General features: G+C 58.4%; 11 protein-coding genes. 7 read left to right on the top strand and 4 right to left on the bottom strand.

What is annotated here, in order from left to right:
• Positions 1-45: 45 nt before the first annotated feature.
• A complete protein-coding gene (locus GWE18_RS19265; protein ID WP_275187284.1) occupies positions 46-1557 on the bottom strand; it encodes an ABC transporter substrate-binding protein in 1512 nt (503 codons plus the stop codon).
• 1069 nt (positions 1558-2626) lie between these two features.
• On the opposite strand from GWE18_RS19265, the gene GWE18_RS19260 reads away from it, so the two are divergent.
• From GWE18_RS19260 to GWE18_RS19250, 3 genes are all read left to right on the top strand, one after another.
• Complete coding sequence (locus GWE18_RS19260; protein ID WP_275187283.1) at positions 2627-4465, top strand: hypothetical protein; 1839 nt, start codon at positions 2627-2629, stop codon at positions 4463-4465.
• A gap of 267 nt (positions 4466-4732) precedes the next feature.
• Complete coding sequence (locus tag GWE18_RS19255; protein ID WP_275187282.1) at positions 4733-5479, top strand: alpha/beta fold hydrolase; 747 nt, start codon at positions 4733-4735, stop codon at positions 5477-5479.
• A gap of 209 nt (positions 5480-5688) precedes the next feature.
• Positions 5689-6819: a phospholipase D family protein gene (locus GWE18_RS19250; protein WP_275187346.1), complete on the top strand. Its 1131-nt coding sequence runs from the start codon at positions 5689-5691 to the stop codon at positions 6817-6819.
• Between the two features lie 621 nt (positions 6820-7440).
• Here GWE18_RS19250 and GWE18_RS19245 read toward each other — a convergent pair.
• Positions 7441-8811, bottom strand: a complete 1371-nt coding sequence (locus GWE18_RS19245; protein WP_275187281.1) for an IS1182 family transposase — start codon at positions 8809-8811, stop codon at positions 7441-7443.
• 358 nt (positions 8812-9169) lie between these two features.
• Between GWE18_RS19245 and GWE18_RS19240 the strand changes: the two genes are divergently transcribed.
• From GWE18_RS19240 to groL, 4 genes are all read left to right on the top strand, one after another.
• Positions 9170-10132: an alpha/beta hydrolase gene (locus GWE18_RS19240; RefSeq protein WP_275187280.1), complete on the top strand. Its 963-nt coding sequence runs from the start codon at positions 9170-9172 to the stop codon at positions 10130-10132.
• Positions 10133-10218: 86 nt separating this feature from the next.
• A complete protein-coding gene (locus tag GWE18_RS19235; RefSeq protein WP_275187279.1) occupies positions 10219-10584 on the top strand; it encodes a phasin family protein in 366 nt (121 codons plus the stop codon).
• A 291-nt stretch (positions 10585-10875) separates the two neighbouring features.
• Positions 10876-11193 (top strand): co-chaperone GroES, encoded by a 318-nt coding sequence (locus GWE18_RS19230; RefSeq protein WP_275187278.1) that lies wholly within the window; start codon positions 10876-10878, stop codon positions 11191-11193.
• A gap of 35 nt (positions 11194-11228) precedes the next feature.
• A complete protein-coding gene (groL, locus tag GWE18_RS19225; RefSeq protein WP_275187277.1) occupies positions 11229-12878 on the top strand; it encodes a chaperonin GroEL in 1650 nt (549 codons plus the stop codon).
• 191 nt (positions 12879-13069) lie between these two features.
• Here the strand turns inward: groL and GWE18_RS19220 are convergent, their stop codons facing one another.
• Together GWE18_RS19220 and GWE18_RS19215 are read right to left on the bottom strand one after the other, a co-directional pair.
• Positions 13070-13726, bottom strand: a complete 657-nt coding sequence (locus GWE18_RS19220) for a phosphoribosylanthranilate isomerase (RefSeq protein ID WP_275187276.1) — start codon at positions 13724-13726, stop codon at positions 13070-13072.
• A 140-nt stretch (positions 13727-13866) separates the two neighbouring features.
• A complete protein-coding gene (locus GWE18_RS19215; protein ID WP_275187275.1) occupies positions 13867-15306 on the bottom strand; it encodes an IS1182 family transposase in 1440 nt (479 codons plus the stop codon).
• Positions 15307-15455 lie beyond the last annotated feature (149 nt).

The following is a 15455-nucleotide window of genomic DNA, read 5'->3' as shown; positions in this document are numbered from 1 at the left end:
ACTGGCGATGGGCGGCGTATGCAGTCGGCCGAACTTTGGCGGCCGTCATTTCAGCCTCAAGCCCACGACCCGCACAAGACCGTCGGGCATTTGCCTGTAGCCCTCGAGCCGAACGGTATACGCGACTAGCAGCCGGCGATGGAAGAGATAGAGAATTGGACCCTCGTCCAGCAGTCTCCGCGCCACTTTCTGGTAAATGGCCTTGCGCTCGGCCGGGTCGGAGATAGCACGAGCTTCTTCAAGCAGTTTGTCGACCTCCTTGTCGCAATACCCGCTGACGTTCTGCGGCGCTTTGCACGCGTTGAAGACGTAAAGGTTACCATCCGGATCGATGCGGCCGCTCCAGCCCAGGAGGAACGCTTGATATTCACCAGCCTCAGCTTGCTTAAGCGATGTCGCGAGTTCAACAATCCGGATCTTGATGTCGAAGCCGGCCTCGCCCGCCATGGCCTGGATCACTTCAGCGACCGACTGTGCCGCTTGCCCCTGGGGCACCATGAGGTCGATCGCGACAGGTCCACGGATGCCGGCCTCCTTGAGGAGCGCCTTGGCCTTGACGACGTCGCGCTTGGGTATCGGCAGGCTCTCCTGAAAATAGGGATGCTCCGGATTGACCCATTGGTTGCCTGGAACGTACACGCCGTCGAATGCGACCTGCGTTAAGGCTTCACGATCGATTGCGAGGCTCAGGGCCTGTCGCACCTTCGCCGATTCGCCAAGCGGATTCTTGGCTCTTTCACCATTTGCGACATTGATCGTCATGCCCTGGTACCCGATGTCCGGCACAGCCGTGAGCGTGAGACGAGAATCGGAGCGCACATTCTTGATGTCAGTTGCAAGCAAGCGCTCGATCAGATCGAGCCCATCGGACTTGAGGTTGGCGAGCCGCGCCGTGGAATCAATGACTGGCAAGTAGACGATCCTATCGATATGGACATTGTCCTTGTCCCAGTAGTCCTTAAATTTTTCCACGACTATGCGGTCAAGCTGCACGCGCTCGACGAACTTGTAGGGTCCGGCGCAGACCGGCCTGAGCCCGAACTTGTCGCCGGCCGCTTTGGCTGCCTTGGGCGACACAATCATGCCGGCGCGATCGGTCAGTTGGGCGATCAACGGTGAGAACGGAGCCTTGAGGGTCAGGCGCAGCGTGAGCGGTTCGATGACATCGATGCGCTCGATCACGGAGATCTCAGGTTTGCGGAACGATCCCGTCATGGTCAGGTGCCGGTTTAGTGAGAACTTCACGGCCTCTGCATCGAGCGGCTCGCCGTCATGGAACTTGACTGCAGGCCGTAGCTTGATGGTGACCGTCTTGCCGTCACTGGAAACCTCGTGACCAAGCGCGAGTTGCGGAACAATGTTCAGCTTTTCGTCGATGTCGAAAAGCTTGTCGCATAGAGACGCAAATACAATCCGGCCCACATAGGTGCGGGCGAGAGTCGGATCGAGGATGTCGGGGTCCTCGGCAAGTCCGATCCGCAGCGTCGTCTGTGCCGAGGCGGCATTCGTTGCGAGCAGGGCGGTCGCGGCAATGGCTGCCAGCCGAAGCAGTGTCATGATCTGTCCCTCCGCGGATCACCGCAGGTACTGAAGATGATATCACATCTAGCCACCTTTGGCTGGAACATTCGGAGGCGGTTGCATTGCTTCGGCGGGCGGACCGGAATCGAAGGGCAAAAAAGAAGACAGAATTATAGTCGACTCTAAATTGCCGCGTAGGCAAGCCAAAGTCATCGAAGCCTGGATCGAGCGTCCTAGGAGGTCTGGCCTTCCTCCTTGCGAGACGCCCGCGCACATAAAGCTGAGTTGTGCTCGAAAGGCTTCCTTTTACAATCTGGCAATCGAATGCCGGCTAATGCATGGTCCGGCCGTAGCTGTCATTCGGCATGCAAAATTGGCACTGACACAATTTTTGGTGCAGCTCGGTCATTCTGCGCCGATCAGTCTGGCCTGAAGCAGATCCATTTGCCACGGCCGCGCATTTGACGTCTGACGAGCCTAAGGGCATATGACCTTCGGTTTGTCCGTTTGACCATGGCGGTAGTAGGTAGACGGAATAGGTCGGCTCTGGGCCAAGGCAAACTCCCGCAATGGGTCATCAGCGAGCGTTGCTAATCGTCTATCTCGTGTCCGCTCTACCCCAGCGGACTTTGCCGAAGCACTCGGCCCGTTAACTCCGTCTGGTAGAAAACTTCAAGCCAGCAGGATCGGATCCTGGCCGATATCAGCATATGAGCTCGCATCTCAGAAAAGGTCCTACACGTGCGCGGAATGCTGCGGACATACACCCCCGAAGCGCATCTCTTGAGAGCTCAACCTTCTCAAGGTTAGGCCCGGTGCCAAATATGATTGGAATTTAGGACGAAAAGGTCGAAAGGATTGCGGTGGGGGAGCGTTAGGGGATGGATGTATCGACCCAACAAGCCGAAGTTCTGGCCCGCCGTGTCTAATTGTCCGCCTACAAGTAAACCCGTGTTCGCTGATCTACGTGTGGGAGCGGTGCTTCAGCGGCAGGAACATTGGGACAGTATCGTTGGCTTAGCTGCACTCGCACGACATTTTGTAGCAATCATTGAACCTTTCCAAACGCCTTAGGACCCATAAGACGAACGTTTGGGAGCACGACATGGCCATCTCCAGGCACTCACGCACGCTGCTTGCTTCCACTGGAGCCGCAGCTCTCGCAGGCACCTCGTTGGCGGCGCTGCTGGCATACAATATTGCAACTCTCGCCGACGCAGGCGCCAGCGCCAGGGACATTTCCCTCGCTGATCCGGATGTTGCGCTCTGCAGGACAGCGGGCGCGAGCGGTCGACCGGGCATGATGCTTCGTCTTGCGCAAACCGAAGTGCCGCGCGCGGAGATGAGTGCTGCCTCTTCTGCACCGGCATTCGCGGACACCGAGCCGCCGCTATGGGACGGCCTCGGATCCATCACCTACAAGATCACGACCAAGAACGAAAAGGCGCAAGCCTATTTCAATCAGGGTCTGCGCCTGGCCTACGCCTTCAATCACGGTGAGGCGCAACGCGCGTTCCGCAAGGCGCAAAAGCTCGATCCCGATTGCGCCATGTGTTTCTGGGGCGAAGCATTGGTGCTTGGCCCCAATATCAATCTGCCCATGCAGGAGGATGCCATCGCGCCCGCTTATGCCGCCGCACAGAAGGCGATAGCTCTTGCCGGCAAGGCAACGCCTCGGGAGCAGGCCCTGATCAGCGCTCTCGCTGTGCGCTACAGCAACGATGCCAAGGCGGAACGTGCGCCGCTCGACAAGGCCTATGCCGCCGAAATGGCGAAAGCCGCGGCGCAATTTCCCAACGACAACGAAATCGCCACGCTTTATGCCGAGGCGGTGATGGATCTCAGCCCGTGGGATTACTGGAAAAAGCCAGTTGGCCGCGAACCCAACCCGCAGAGCGTACCGATCGTGCCGACATTGGAGCGAGTGCTGGCGCGCAATCCAAATCATGCCGGCGCGATCCATTTGTACATCCATGCGGTCGAGGCCTCTGACCGACCCAAGCGCGCGGAGCCCTATGCGGACCGCCTGCGTAATTCGGTGCCCGGCGCCGGCCATCTCGTGCACATGCCGAGCCACATCTATTATCGTGTTGGGCGTTATCTGGACGCTCTGCAGGACAATAAGGCCGCTGTCAAAGTCGACGAAAGATATCTGGCTGACACCAACGCGCCTCCCGGCGTCTACAGGATGGGCTATTATCCGCACAACGTGCACTTCGTGATGGCGTCCGCGCAAATGGCGGGCGACGGGAAAACCGTAGTTGCAGCCGCGGAGAAGTTGGGAACGCTCATTCCGGATGAGGCCGCCCGTGGCATCGCGCTGGTGCAGCCCGTCAAAGCAGCGCCGTATTTCGCGCACGCGCAGTTCAGTTCACCGGAGGCCATCCTGGCGCTACCCGACCCGGGTGATGCTGTCCCCTACGTCAAAGCGATCTGGCTCTACGCCCGCGGCGTGGCGCTGGCAGCGCAGGGCAACTTCGAGGGCGCAACGGCGGCGGCCGATGCGATCGAGAAATTGGAGCGCGAGTCCGACTTCAAGCTCCTGAAGGAATCCAACATACCGGTACAGGAAGTGCTTCGTATCGCGCGCACCGTAGTCACGGGGCGCGTGGCACAGGGTAAAGGCGACAAGAACGGCGCCGTCGTCCAGTTCGAGCAGGCGGCTAACTTACAGGATGCCTTGCCTTATACGGAACCGCCTTATTGGTATTATCCAATCCGGCAGTCGCTCGCAGCAGCCTTGCTGCAGGCCGGTCGCTACACTGAGGCGAAGCAGCAATTCGAGCTTGCGCTGCGGCGGGCACCCGCCAACGGCTGGTCGTATTACGGTCTGGCCGAGCTGAATAAGGCACGCGGCGATGCCGTTGGCATGCGCAAGGCCCAGGCTAATCTTGCGAAAACCTGGATTGGCGACCGCAAGCTGTTGCAGATTTCAAATCTTTGAAGCGTGACGCTCACCTTTATAACGTCCCGCACGAACCGGCTCAGCCGGCCACGCGCTGCCATGTACGCGGAACGTTTGCTAGTATGAACAGGCAGTTGCGCTCTCATAGGATCGGCCCCTCGTGATCGCTGCGGAACAATCCGCCCGGACACCTTCTCCTACTAGCCGTTCTCGACCTATGGCTAATACCCCGCCCAACTAGGGTCTCCCCTGTCGTCTGAAGTGGAGCGAGCCAAAGCCTTGCCGAATTGAAAGGGTGGTCGAGTAATGAGCGATTTGTTCATGGAAGCATGGGGGTCGGGCGTGCCCGTCGTGTTAGTGCACGGTTCACTGGCAACAGCATCCGACGAGTGGCAGGCTCAGCGACCGCTCGCCGACAGCGGCTTTCGTCTGATAGTTCCGGACAGGCGTGGTTATGGGCGAAGTCCCGCGGCTCAAGGTGAGGATTTTCTAGTCGATGCCGACGACATTGCCGGTCTCATGGGCAATGGCGCGCACCTTGTAGGGCATTCCTACGGTGGTCTCGGCGTGCTGTTCGCCGCCGCCCGCCGTCCCGAAGCGGCTCTATCTATTACATTACTGGAGCCGGCCACCTTCGCGTTGGGCCAGCACAATGAAGCAGCGAGGACACTCGTAGGAGAGGTTCGCTCTCTCTGGGATCAGAAGGCTCCGGACGAGGAATGGGTCATTCGTTTCCTGGAAATTGTGGGAAGTGATCCGAGCGCTCTTTCCCCCGAACTGATCGCCGCTGCAGTGCCGCTCGTACCCGTCTTCCGCCGCGGTCGGCCGATCTGGGAGGCTGAACCTCCGCTTGCTAAGCTGGCGTCTGCCCCCTTCCCCAAACTCGTGATATCGGGTGGGCATAGTGCAGGGTTCGACGCAATCTGTGACGACCTAGCGCAACGCATCGGCGCTTCCCGCATGGTGATCGAAGGTGCCGGCCACGAGATCCAGTTCACCGGAGAGCCGCTCAATCACGCGCTAATGGCTTTATGGAGCCACTCGTCTCCTTGAATGCGAGAGTTAGTAGCTCTACGGCAGATCATTACCGTTCGAAGGTACAGGACCGCGAAGGTTCATGTGGACCGCGGAGTGTTTCAAATCTAAGTCCTTTTGCCTGCGTGGGCCACAATGATCTAGAGATTAGACTTCTTTCGGCGAGGCAGCCGTCGGCTCGAGGCTCGTCTTGGTACGGGAAGCTCTGGGGGAGCGCATTGGAACTGATGCTTCATCGGCCCCAGGGGCCTGCGGGGCTGGCAATAAACTACAGGACCGCGTTCAGAGACGCAGTCGAGCTGTACATTGTTAGCGCATACCTCACGGACTGGGATGAGGGCTTAAAGCTGAACCCGCAATGCCGGCGGTTCAGAATCATTATCGGTAAGGACTTCGGTATCACGCGCAAGGATGCGTGCCTCAAGGTATTGGCCTGGCTTCCGGAGGGGAGGGCGAACTGCTTCAAGGTGGCCGAGCAAATCAACGGGTTTCATCCGAAAGCTGTCTTCTGGATGAACGCAGATGGCAAGCACTTCGCAATTATTGGATCGTCGAATCTCACGCGCGCGGCATTTGACAGCAACTACGAGGCTAACATCTTCTGCACAATGTCTCGAAATCAATTCATCGATGCAAAGCGCTGGGTGAAGGATATCGAAGACGCTTGCGTGCCGGTTTCCGAGGACTGGCTAAAAAAGTACACGGAAGCTCCAAGAACGCCCGGCAGGAGGCAGGGCAGTGCAACCAATAGCGCCGGCACCGAGGTCGTACCGCTACGGCTTCCGCGGGCGAACGGCACGAGGAAGCTGCTTCAGCAGCGGAGACAGCAGCTCTTGCAGTACAAAAAGCATAAGACCGGCCTGATGAAGCTTTTTCGGAATTGTGCTGCCGCGCGAATTACCAACGAGGGCTTTTATGAGCGGCTGTCGAAGTACTGGAGCCATGGGGTTGGTGACCGCCTACAAGGAAGCGGATGGGAGCGTGTCGGCAAGGGTAGCAATTTCCAAGAACTTGCTCGCAGTTTTCTGGTCATTGAGGATTGCGATCCAGAAGAGCGTGACGACCTGTTGGTCGCAGAGATCGATCGTCTGAGCAAGTTGAGAGTTTCTGCCAGAGGCGCATTTTTCTCAGAGATGTTATGCCTTCGCTTCCCCGAACTGTATCCCGTTTTGAACAATCCTGTTTGGGACTACCTGAGCGACACCGGTTTCAAGGCTCCTCGCGGGTCGACCGAGGGAGAACGATACGTCGATTTGGCACTGAAACTCCGAGCGGCGTTACGAGGCAATCCAAGTTATCCCGCCAAGAACATCGCGGAGCTAGACACGATTATTTGGGCTACTTACCGCAGCGAGTGAGTATTACCGAGACTGCCTGATCTCAGGCTGATTGCGACGCACCGCCGCGGCACGGTGATGTCCGTTCGCCGTTCGCCGTGGGCGATAACTTCTGACACAAACTGGGTGGTCGTGGTGTCGATGAACTATCCGCGTTCGGGAGAAGAGCGGGACATCGAACGCTCGCCGAGGTTCGCTTCCGCACCAGAACGGCCTTGTCGGGAGTTTTTTCAACCTCGTCCTGAGCGGATCTCAACCCTGTGAAGGTTTGGGCCCGCTGCAGATAATTGCTCCAGCCAAGCGCAATACTCCTCATTCAAATTGCGGAGGGGAGCCGCAGGGGAGCGAACACATAGAAATCGACGTCGGCTTTGGTGAGGTCGCCACGGTTAGTCGGATCGAAATGTATTTCAGGCGCCCTTCCCTACGCCGGAATTTTGGGATGTCTTGTTTTCCTTCTAGAGAGGTCTTCCCGATGTCCGCTCTTCCCTCAACACCGGGTATTGCTGCATCTGCGTGCGACGTCCGAAAAGTGCCGATTTTGTTGCAAAAGTCGGCGGCTGCCGATGGACGGTCAGCCACTTCGCATGAGCGGCCGGGTTTGATCCGCCAGCCCTGACGCCATCTACGCAACTCCAAACGCTACACGATGCACAGGGCCTCAGTGGGTGGCGGCCGCGCGACCAGGATTGCGAGTCGCCGGAGGTTCTGAGCAATAGCGGCCAGAACAAACTCATCCTGGGCACCTCGTGGACCACGCAGTCGAAGCCGGCCGAGCTTCAGGATGCGCTTCAGGTGTGCGAACCGCATCTCGATCTTCTTGCGCTCACGTCGCGACTGCTCAAAGCCCTCGGTGCCAGCGAGCGAACGGGCGACGTCTCGGGCATGTTCATGGATATCGCGCGGGATCTTGCGTGATGGTTCCTTGGGGCAGCACTGGGGTTTGAGTGGACATATATCGCAGTCGAGCTTGCTGGCGCGATACAGAAGCGTCTTTCCCTCGTGTACCGTGCCGCTCGTTCCCAGCTGCTTTCCGCCCGGGCAATGGTAGACGTCGCTGGCCGGATCATATCGAAAGTCGCCACGCGAGAAGGTGCCGTCATCGCGCTTCGATTTGTCGAATACAGGAATATGTGGCGCGATGCCTTTCTCCTCGACCAGCCAGTTCAGCATCGGAGCTGCCCCGTAAGCGGTATCCCCAACAAGCCGCTCCGGCTTGAGGCCGAAGCGCTCTTCTGTCCGTTCGATCATGGTCCTTGCGGCGCCAACCTCGGCCTGGCGAATGGCGCGGGACGCCTCAACGTCGACGATGACGCCGAACTTCACGTCGACGAGATAGTTGTCGGAGTAAGCGAAGAATGCTGGCCCCTTGTGCGCTCCGGTCCACTGCGCCGCAGGATCCGATGGCGAGAAGAACTTCGGGATAACGTCGCTGGCGGCGCCCCACGCCGTATCGTCGAGGGTCGCCAGATACTCCTTGACGGCGCGGCGGGACCTCGCCGGATCGCGATCCCTGCGCCAATCCTTACCCGCGATCGAGCGCTGCTTGTTGGCATCGGCTTGGATCAGGCTCGCATCGACCGCAAAGCCTTCGCCGCCAACCAGACCGGCGGCAATGCACGCCTCGACGACCCGCTCGAACACGCGACGAAAGACATCCCCATCGCGGAAACGCTCGTTGCGAGCGCGTGAGAACGCCGAATGATCCGGGATGGCGTCCTCGATACCGAGCCTGCAGAACCAGCGATAGGCGAGTTTCACCTGTACTTCGCGGCAGATCAATCGCTCCGAGCGGATCGCAAAGACATACCCTACGATCAGCATCCGGATCATCAACTCCGGATCGATCGACGGTCGACCCGTGGACGAATAATGAGGTGCAAGTTCGCTGCGCAGCCAGGACAGATCAAGAGCAGTGTCGATCTTGCGCACCAGATGATCTTCGGGGACTGCATCGCCAAGACGAAACTCGTAGAACAGTTGACCTTGGTCACTCTTCAGACGGCCCATCATGGATCGACCCCGCCGCGATTCGCGTCAGCACAACGGAATCACGCCTCGAGGCCTGTCTCAACCGACTTTTGCAACAAAATCTGCCATGAGCAGAAGTAGCCGGCTTCTCGATTACTTCGTATATTGCGCAAAATCTCTTTGTCATGCCAAACGACAAGCCGCCAACCCTCACAAAGCCTTCCGCCGCGCATCCAATTGATCCAAACGGGACGGGCCCACTTAGTCTCAAAGACTCGTTTGCTAATGCCGGTATATGTTCAATAGTTCGGAAGATGCTCAGGCGAAGGTTCGATGCTGACCGGCGCGTAATTCGATAGGCCAATAATTCTCATAAAACACGATTGTTTGGGGGGCCGCTTTGGAAATCACGCACAAGTTCCTCACGACCAATGGGATCAAGATGCATGTCGCGACGGCAGGCGAAGGCCCCCTCGTGCTGCTATGTCATGGATTTCCCGAATCTTGGTATTCGTGGCGGCATCAACTCAAGGCATTGGCAAGCGCTGGCTACTGCGCTGTCGCACCTGACATGCGCGGCTATGGCCAAACCGACAAACCGGAAGCAATTGACCAATACACCCTGCTTCACCTGACCGGTGACATGGTCGGTCTTGTCGAGGCCCTTGGTTTTAAGGAAGCGGTCATCGTGGGACACGACTGGGGCGCACCGGTCGCTTGGCATTCGGCTCTATTTCGACCCGACAAGTTCAAAGGTGTTGTTGGTCTTAGCGTTCCATTCCGTCCACGCGGCGACGTCCCTCCGACGACTACCATGAACGAGACGAACGACGCCATCTTTTATCAATTGTATTTTCAGAAGCCGGGGATAGCGGAAGCTGACCTCGAGAAGGATGTTGACCGGTCATTGAGCACTATGTTGCTCGGTGTCGCTGGAAGCGCGAACGTTGAATCGGCCAGTGTGGGAATGATTCCGAAGAGCGTTTTCTGGTTGGACAGTCGAATCCCTTTGAACGCTATGCCATCTTGGATCACTCAAACCGACATTGACTTCTACTCAAACGAGTTCAAGCGATCCGGATTTCGTGGGGGACTTAACTGGTATCGCAACATTGACCGAAACTGGGAATTGCTTGCGCCGTGGGCAGGCGCAAAGGTGACCATTCCAGCCCTTTACGTTGCGGGTGACCGCGACCTCGTAGTTCGGTTTCCGGGCGCGGATAAGCTGATTGCGAATTTAGGACAGTTTGTTCCTCAACTACGTGAGACCATCATGCTCCCGGATTGTGGACATTGGACTCAGCAAGAGCGGCCAGAAGACATCAATGCAGCGCTGATCAGGTTCGTAAAAGAACTCAACTGACGAGGCATCTTGACTTCTTGCATCATGCCATGAGGAGTCGAAGGACAAACAATTGATGCCCGTAGGTAGTGCGAAGGGGTTGCGAAATGGCTGAATTGAAATCGAGTTTGCAAATCCCAGAACAGGTGAAAGAGATGGTCGAGAAGGCCATCGAGCAAGCGGAGCAAAATGTGTCCCGCCTAATTGAAGCCGCCGACAGATCGGCTTCAATGGTTCCTAATCCGACGACGGACTTTTCGAAGAAACTGCTCTCACTGGGCGCGCAGAATATGAATGCAGCATTTGATCATGCACGAAATTTGCTTCGATGCAGTGACTTTCAAGAGGCTGCAAATCTACAAGCGCAATTCCTAAATGCGCAGTTTGAAACAGCCGGTCGCCAATTGAAGGAACTCTATGGTACACCGGGCTCTGATGCTGAGACTGCAAAAACCTCGATTGAGATCAAGTAGGTTGTGACCATAGCGAGCCTCCCGTGTCTTTCGGCAGGCGGGTCTAGCTGCAGACTTCCACGCATCGTTACGGTGCCCACCCGTCCAGTCGCGCTTTGGCACGCGCCCCGAGCGCCTTTCCAAAACCGCGGTCAATTGAGTGAGGGCCTCGGCATCGCAGCGAGCCGAATATCGTTTCGGCAGGCACTTGCGAGTCCGCCAAGCGGGCTTATTTGCGGCGTGAATAGCACTCGCTATTCCCGATTGCCAATTTAGAAATCATAGCAGTTTCAGAAACTTAAGGAGGACTCCATGAAATTCCGTCCGCTTCACGATCGCGTCGTGGTCAAGCGCATCGACGCCGAAGACAAGACCGCTGGCGGCATCATTATTCCCGACAGTGCCAAGGAAAAGCCCTCGCAGGGCGAAGTCATCGCCGTCGGCCCGGGTAGCCGCGACGAATCCGGCAAGCTGATCCCGATCGACCTCAAGGTCGGCGACCGCGTGCTGTTCGGTAAATGGTCGGGCACCGAGGTCAAGATTGATGGCCAGGAGCTCCTGATCATGAAGGAGGGCGACATCATGGGTGTTCTCACCGACGCTTCCGCCGCCAAGAAGCATGCCGCGTAAGCGTCTTCCCAATCACCTTTCGAAGGGAACAAAACATGTCAGCAAAAGAAGTCAAATTTGGCGTTGATGCCCGCGATCGCATGCTCCGCGGTGTCGATATTCTCAACAACGCGGTAAAAGTGACGCTCGGTCCGAAGGGCCGCAACGTCGTGCTCGACAAGTCATTCGGCGCCCCCCGCATGACCAAGGACGGCGTCACCGTCGCTAAGGAGATCGAGCTTGAGGACAAGTTCGAGAACATGGGCGCCCAGATGGTGCGCGAAGTCGCCTCCAAATCGGCGGACGCTGCCGGCGACGGCACCACCACCGCCACCGTTCTCGCGGCTGCGATCGTCCGTGAAGGCGCCAAGTCGGTCGCGGCCGGCATGAATCCGATGGATCTGAAGCGCGGTATCGACCTGGCGGTGGAAGCCGTGGTCGCCGACCTTGTCAAGAACTCCAAGAAGGTCACCTCGAACGACGAAATCGCCCAAGTTGGCACCATCTCCGCCAACGGCGACGCCGAAATCGGCAAGTTCCTCTCCGACGCCATGAAGAAGGTCGGCAACGAGGGTGTCATCACGGTCGAGGAAGCCAAGTCGCTCCAGACCGAGCTTGAAGTCGTTGAAGGCATGCAGTTCGACCGCGGTTACATCTCGCCCTACTTCATCACCAACGCCGACAAGATGCGCGTTGAAATGGACGATGCCTATGTCCTGATCAACGAGAAGAAGCTGTCCTCGCTGAACGAACTGCTGCCGTTGCTCGAAGCCGTGGTGCAGAGCGGCAAGCCGCTTCTGATTATCGCCGAAGACGTCGAAGGCGAAGCCCTCGCTACCCTCGTGGTCAACCGCCTGCGTGGTGGCCTAAAGGTCGCGGCCGTCAAGGCTCCGGGCTTCGGCGATCGCCGCAAGGCCATGCTGCAAGATATCGCCGTTCTGACCGGCGGTCAGGCGATCTCGGAAGACCTCGGCATCAAGCTCGAGAACGTCACGCTGCAGATGCTCGGTCGCGCCAAGAAGGTGATGATCGACAAGGAAAACACCACCATCGTCAGCGGGGGCGGCAAGAAGGTCGACATCGAGGCCCGCGTGGCCCAGATCAAGGCGCAGATCGAGGAAACCACCTCGGACTACGACCGTGAGAAGCTGCAGGAGCGTCTGGCCAAGCTCGCGGGCGGCGTCGCGGTGATCCGCGTCGGCGGCGCGACCGAAGTCGAGGTGAAGGAGCGCAAGGATCGCGTGGATGACGCGATGCATGCGACCCGTGCGGCGGTTGAAGAAGGCATCGTGCCGGGCGGCGGCGTCGCCCTGCTCCGCGCCACCGAGCAGCTCAAGCGCCTCAAGACCCAGAACGACGACCAGAAGACCGGCGTCGAGATCGTGCGCAAGGCGCTGTCTTGGCCGGCCCGCCAGATCGCGATCAACGCCGGTGAAGACGGCTCCGTCATCCTCGGCAAGATCCTCGAGAAGGAGCAGTACTCCTACGGCTTCGACTCGCAGAACGGCGAATACGGCAATCTGGTCTCCAAGGGCATCATCGACCCGACCAAGGTGGTTCGCGTGGCGATCCAGAACGCGGCCTCGGTCGCGGCGCTCCTGATCACCACGGAAGCCATGGTGGCCGAAGTGCCGAAGAAAAACCAAGGCGGCGCCGGCATGCCTCCTGGCGGCGGCATGGGTGGTATGGGCGGCATGGACTTCTGAGTTCAGCATTCAGAGCTCAACAATCGCAAAGGCCCGGCATGGCTGCCGGGCCTTTTCAATGGCTACTGCCATTTGCAAATCACTCTATGGCGTCAGCCAGCCATTTCCACAGCATCAAGCCGACATCGGCCGGCGGCCGGGCAAGGTCCGCTCATCCCCCAGCAACGGACATGCAGCGACTGAAGTGCGATCTAACCGCTCGTCGCAGCGCGATAGAAGGCTTCCACCTTCCCCAGGTTTTTTGAGTGAGTGCCCTCTTGATCGGTTCTTGTTTTCGAATCAACACCGGCAGGTCGCACCGACCGAATAGCTTCTTTGACATTGTCTGGTCCGAGGCCACCAGCAAGTATTACTGGGGTACGAACACTCTCCACTATCTTTCGACTGATGTTCCAGTCATGCGTCACGCCCTGCGCGCCGATTTGCAAATCACCTGCATGATGACTGTCAAGCAGGATCCAATCGACAACTCCTTCATATGCTTGCGCTATACCTACCGCCTCAGGTCCCATGACAGGTACGCTGCGCATGAATTTGGTCTTCGGCAGGGACTTGCGCAGCGCCACGACAAGATCAGGCGTGAGCAATTCGCTTGATGCGCCAAGATGAACGATGGGCGGATCAAGCTCCCCTGCCATCCGCTCGATAAGAGCGACATCCGCCGAGAGGAACAGCGCGGAAAGTACGGACGGCGCCCGGATCATCCTCATAACGGCTGACGCCTTCTGAACCGGAAGTTCCCGAGGGAACGCACCATCGCCGACGAGCACGCCGACATGATCCACGCCGATTGCCGATATCGCCTCGGCTTCCGCAGGTGTCGCAACCTCGTAAATTTGCGTCAGCATCGTCTTACACTCGCGCTGCTGCCAGCCACGCAGTTGAGAGACAGGATGGGCTGGTCTTGGGTCAATGTCCGCGTTGGGTCTTGGTCGTGTAAAAACGCCCTTCCCAGGGAAGTCGATGAGAGGCCAGGATCGGTTCAGTCTCAGGCTGCGATTGCAGCCATCAGCGGCTTGGTTCCGATGATGTTCATGACCCGTGTCAGATTGTAGGCCAGAACCGAGAGAGCCATCTCGGCGGCTACTTTTGGAAGCGTTTTGGTGAGGAAGTGTGTCGCTCCCATGCGGGCCTTCATCGTGCCGAACGGATGCTCGACCGTCTCGCGACGCTGACGCATGGCGAGCGGGTTCGCATCAAGGCGCTGCTGCACGGCATCGAGCAGGTCCTCATGCTCCCATCGTGGAATTCGCCGCTCTGGCCCTGTCGTGCACTGGGACTTGAGCGAACAATTTTGGCAGGCGTTGGTCCAGTAACGCCTTATCCGCTTGCCATCTTCCTCGCTCGTAAAACGATATGGCAGTTGCTCTCCAGCCGGACAGCGATAGGCGTCCTCCTCCGGCAAATAGACAAAGTCCTGCTTGCCGAAGCGGCCATCCGATTTGGCGCCCGACATCTGCGGCTTGGGCAGAGTTACTGTGATGCCGGCCTCGTGGCAGGCGAGGATCTCCACGCTGCTGAAGTAGCCGCGATCGGCAACAGCCTCGAGCGTCTCGGTCTGTAGAACAGCCTTCGCCTGCTTGGCCACATTGGCCAATTGAGCCCGATCTGAACCGCTGTTCGTTACCTCATGCGTCACAATCAGGTGGTGCTTGGTGTCCACGGCGACCTGCACGTTGTAGCCGACGACGCCGGAACCGCGGCCGCTCGTCGCCATCGAACGGCTGTCGGGATCGGTCAGCGAGATTTGCTGGTCAGGTGACGCAAGCATCTGCCTCTCGTAAACGGCAAGCTTGCCCATCTCCTCCTTCAGTTTTGTGAGCTTCTCGGTAAGTCTTGTCACCTTCGCGGCCAGCGCCTCCGTCGGCTCCTGCCGGTCCGCCGTGTCAAGTTGGCTCAGATAGCGCGCGACGCTCTCCTCCAGTTGGGCCCGCCGCCGTTCCACCTTCGCCCGTGTGAAGTTCTTGTCCCGGTTATTCACGGCTTTGAACTTGCTGCCATCGATGGCAACGCTCGCCGTCGCGAGAAGACCCATCTCACGACAGAGTTCGACGAAGCGCGCACATACCTTGCGAAGCGCCAGGCCATTGTCTTTGCGGAAGTCCGCGATCGTCTTGTGATCAGGTGCGAGCCGACCCAGCAGCCACATGACCTCGACGTTGCGCCCAGCTTCTCGTTCAAGCCGCCGGCTCGACTGAACCCGGTTCAGATAGCCGTAAATGTAAAGCTTCAGGAGAACCGAGGGGTGGTACGACGGCCGGCCGGTTGCCTCGGGATCGACCCCGCCGAACCCAAGCTCGGCCAGATCGAGGCCGTCGACTAGGACGTCGATGACGCGAACTGGATTGTCCTCGCCAATCCAGTCTTCCACGCATTCAGGAAACAGCGTGCTCTGCCCACGATCCGCACCCTCAATGAAGCGCTTCATCCGAGCCCCCCGCAAATCGTGCGGGAATCATATCGCGCGAATCACATCAAGCGCAGCGTTTTCACACATGGGGTAATTCCGGGCCGGAGCCATACTGAGGCTCTCAGAATCAGCTCTCCAGGAATCGATGAGGCTCGGCTCTTGAGCCT

Source organism: Bradyrhizobium sp. CSA112 (assembly GCF_029051645.1).
GTDB lineage: Bacteria > Pseudomonadota > Alphaproteobacteria > Rhizobiales > Xanthobacteraceae > Bradyrhizobium.
The sequence above is the reverse complement of the archived record's forward strand: the minus strand, read 5'-3'. Positions and strand labels throughout refer to the sequence as shown.

What these genes read in the sequence shown, in the direction of transcription:
- GWE18_RS19265 (WP_275187284.1), bottom strand. Translation starts at nt 1,557, where the DNA reads ATGACACTGCTTCGGCTGGCAGCCATTGCCGCGACCGCCCTGCTCGCA.
- GWE18_RS19260 (WP_275187283.1), top strand. Translation starts at nt 2,627, where the DNA reads ATGGCCATCTCCAGGCACTCACGCACGCTGCTTGCTTCCACTGGAGCC.
- GWE18_RS19255 (WP_275187282.1), top strand. Translation starts at nt 4,733, where the DNA reads ATGAGCGATTTGTTCATGGAAGCATGGGGGTCGGGCGTGCCCGTCGTG.
- GWE18_RS19250 (WP_275187346.1), top strand. Translation starts at nt 5,689, where the DNA reads ATGCTTCATCGGCCCCAGGGGCCTGCGGGGCTGGCAATAAACTACAGG.
- GWE18_RS19245 (WP_275187281.1), bottom strand. Translation starts at nt 8,811, where the DNA reads ATGATGGGCCGTCTGAAGAGTGACCAAGGTCAACTGTTCTACGAGTTT.
- GWE18_RS19235 (WP_275187279.1), top strand. Translation starts at nt 10,219, where the DNA reads ATGGCTGAATTGAAATCGAGTTTGCAAATCCCAGAACAGGTGAAAGAG.
- GWE18_RS19230 (WP_275187278.1), top strand. Translation starts at nt 10,876, where the DNA reads ATGAAATTCCGTCCGCTTCACGATCGCGTCGTGGTCAAGCGCATCGAC.
- groL (WP_275187277.1), top strand. Translation starts at nt 11,229, where the DNA reads ATGTCAGCAAAAGAAGTCAAATTTGGCGTTGATGCCCGCGATCGCATG.
- GWE18_RS19220 (WP_275187276.1), bottom strand. Translation starts at nt 13,726, where the DNA reads ATGCTGACGCAAATTTACGAGGTTGCGACACCTGCGGAAGCCGAGGCG.
- GWE18_RS19215 (WP_275187275.1), bottom strand. Translation starts at nt 15,306, where the DNA reads ATGAAGCGCTTCATTGAGGGTGCGGATCGTGGGCAGAGCACGCTGTTT.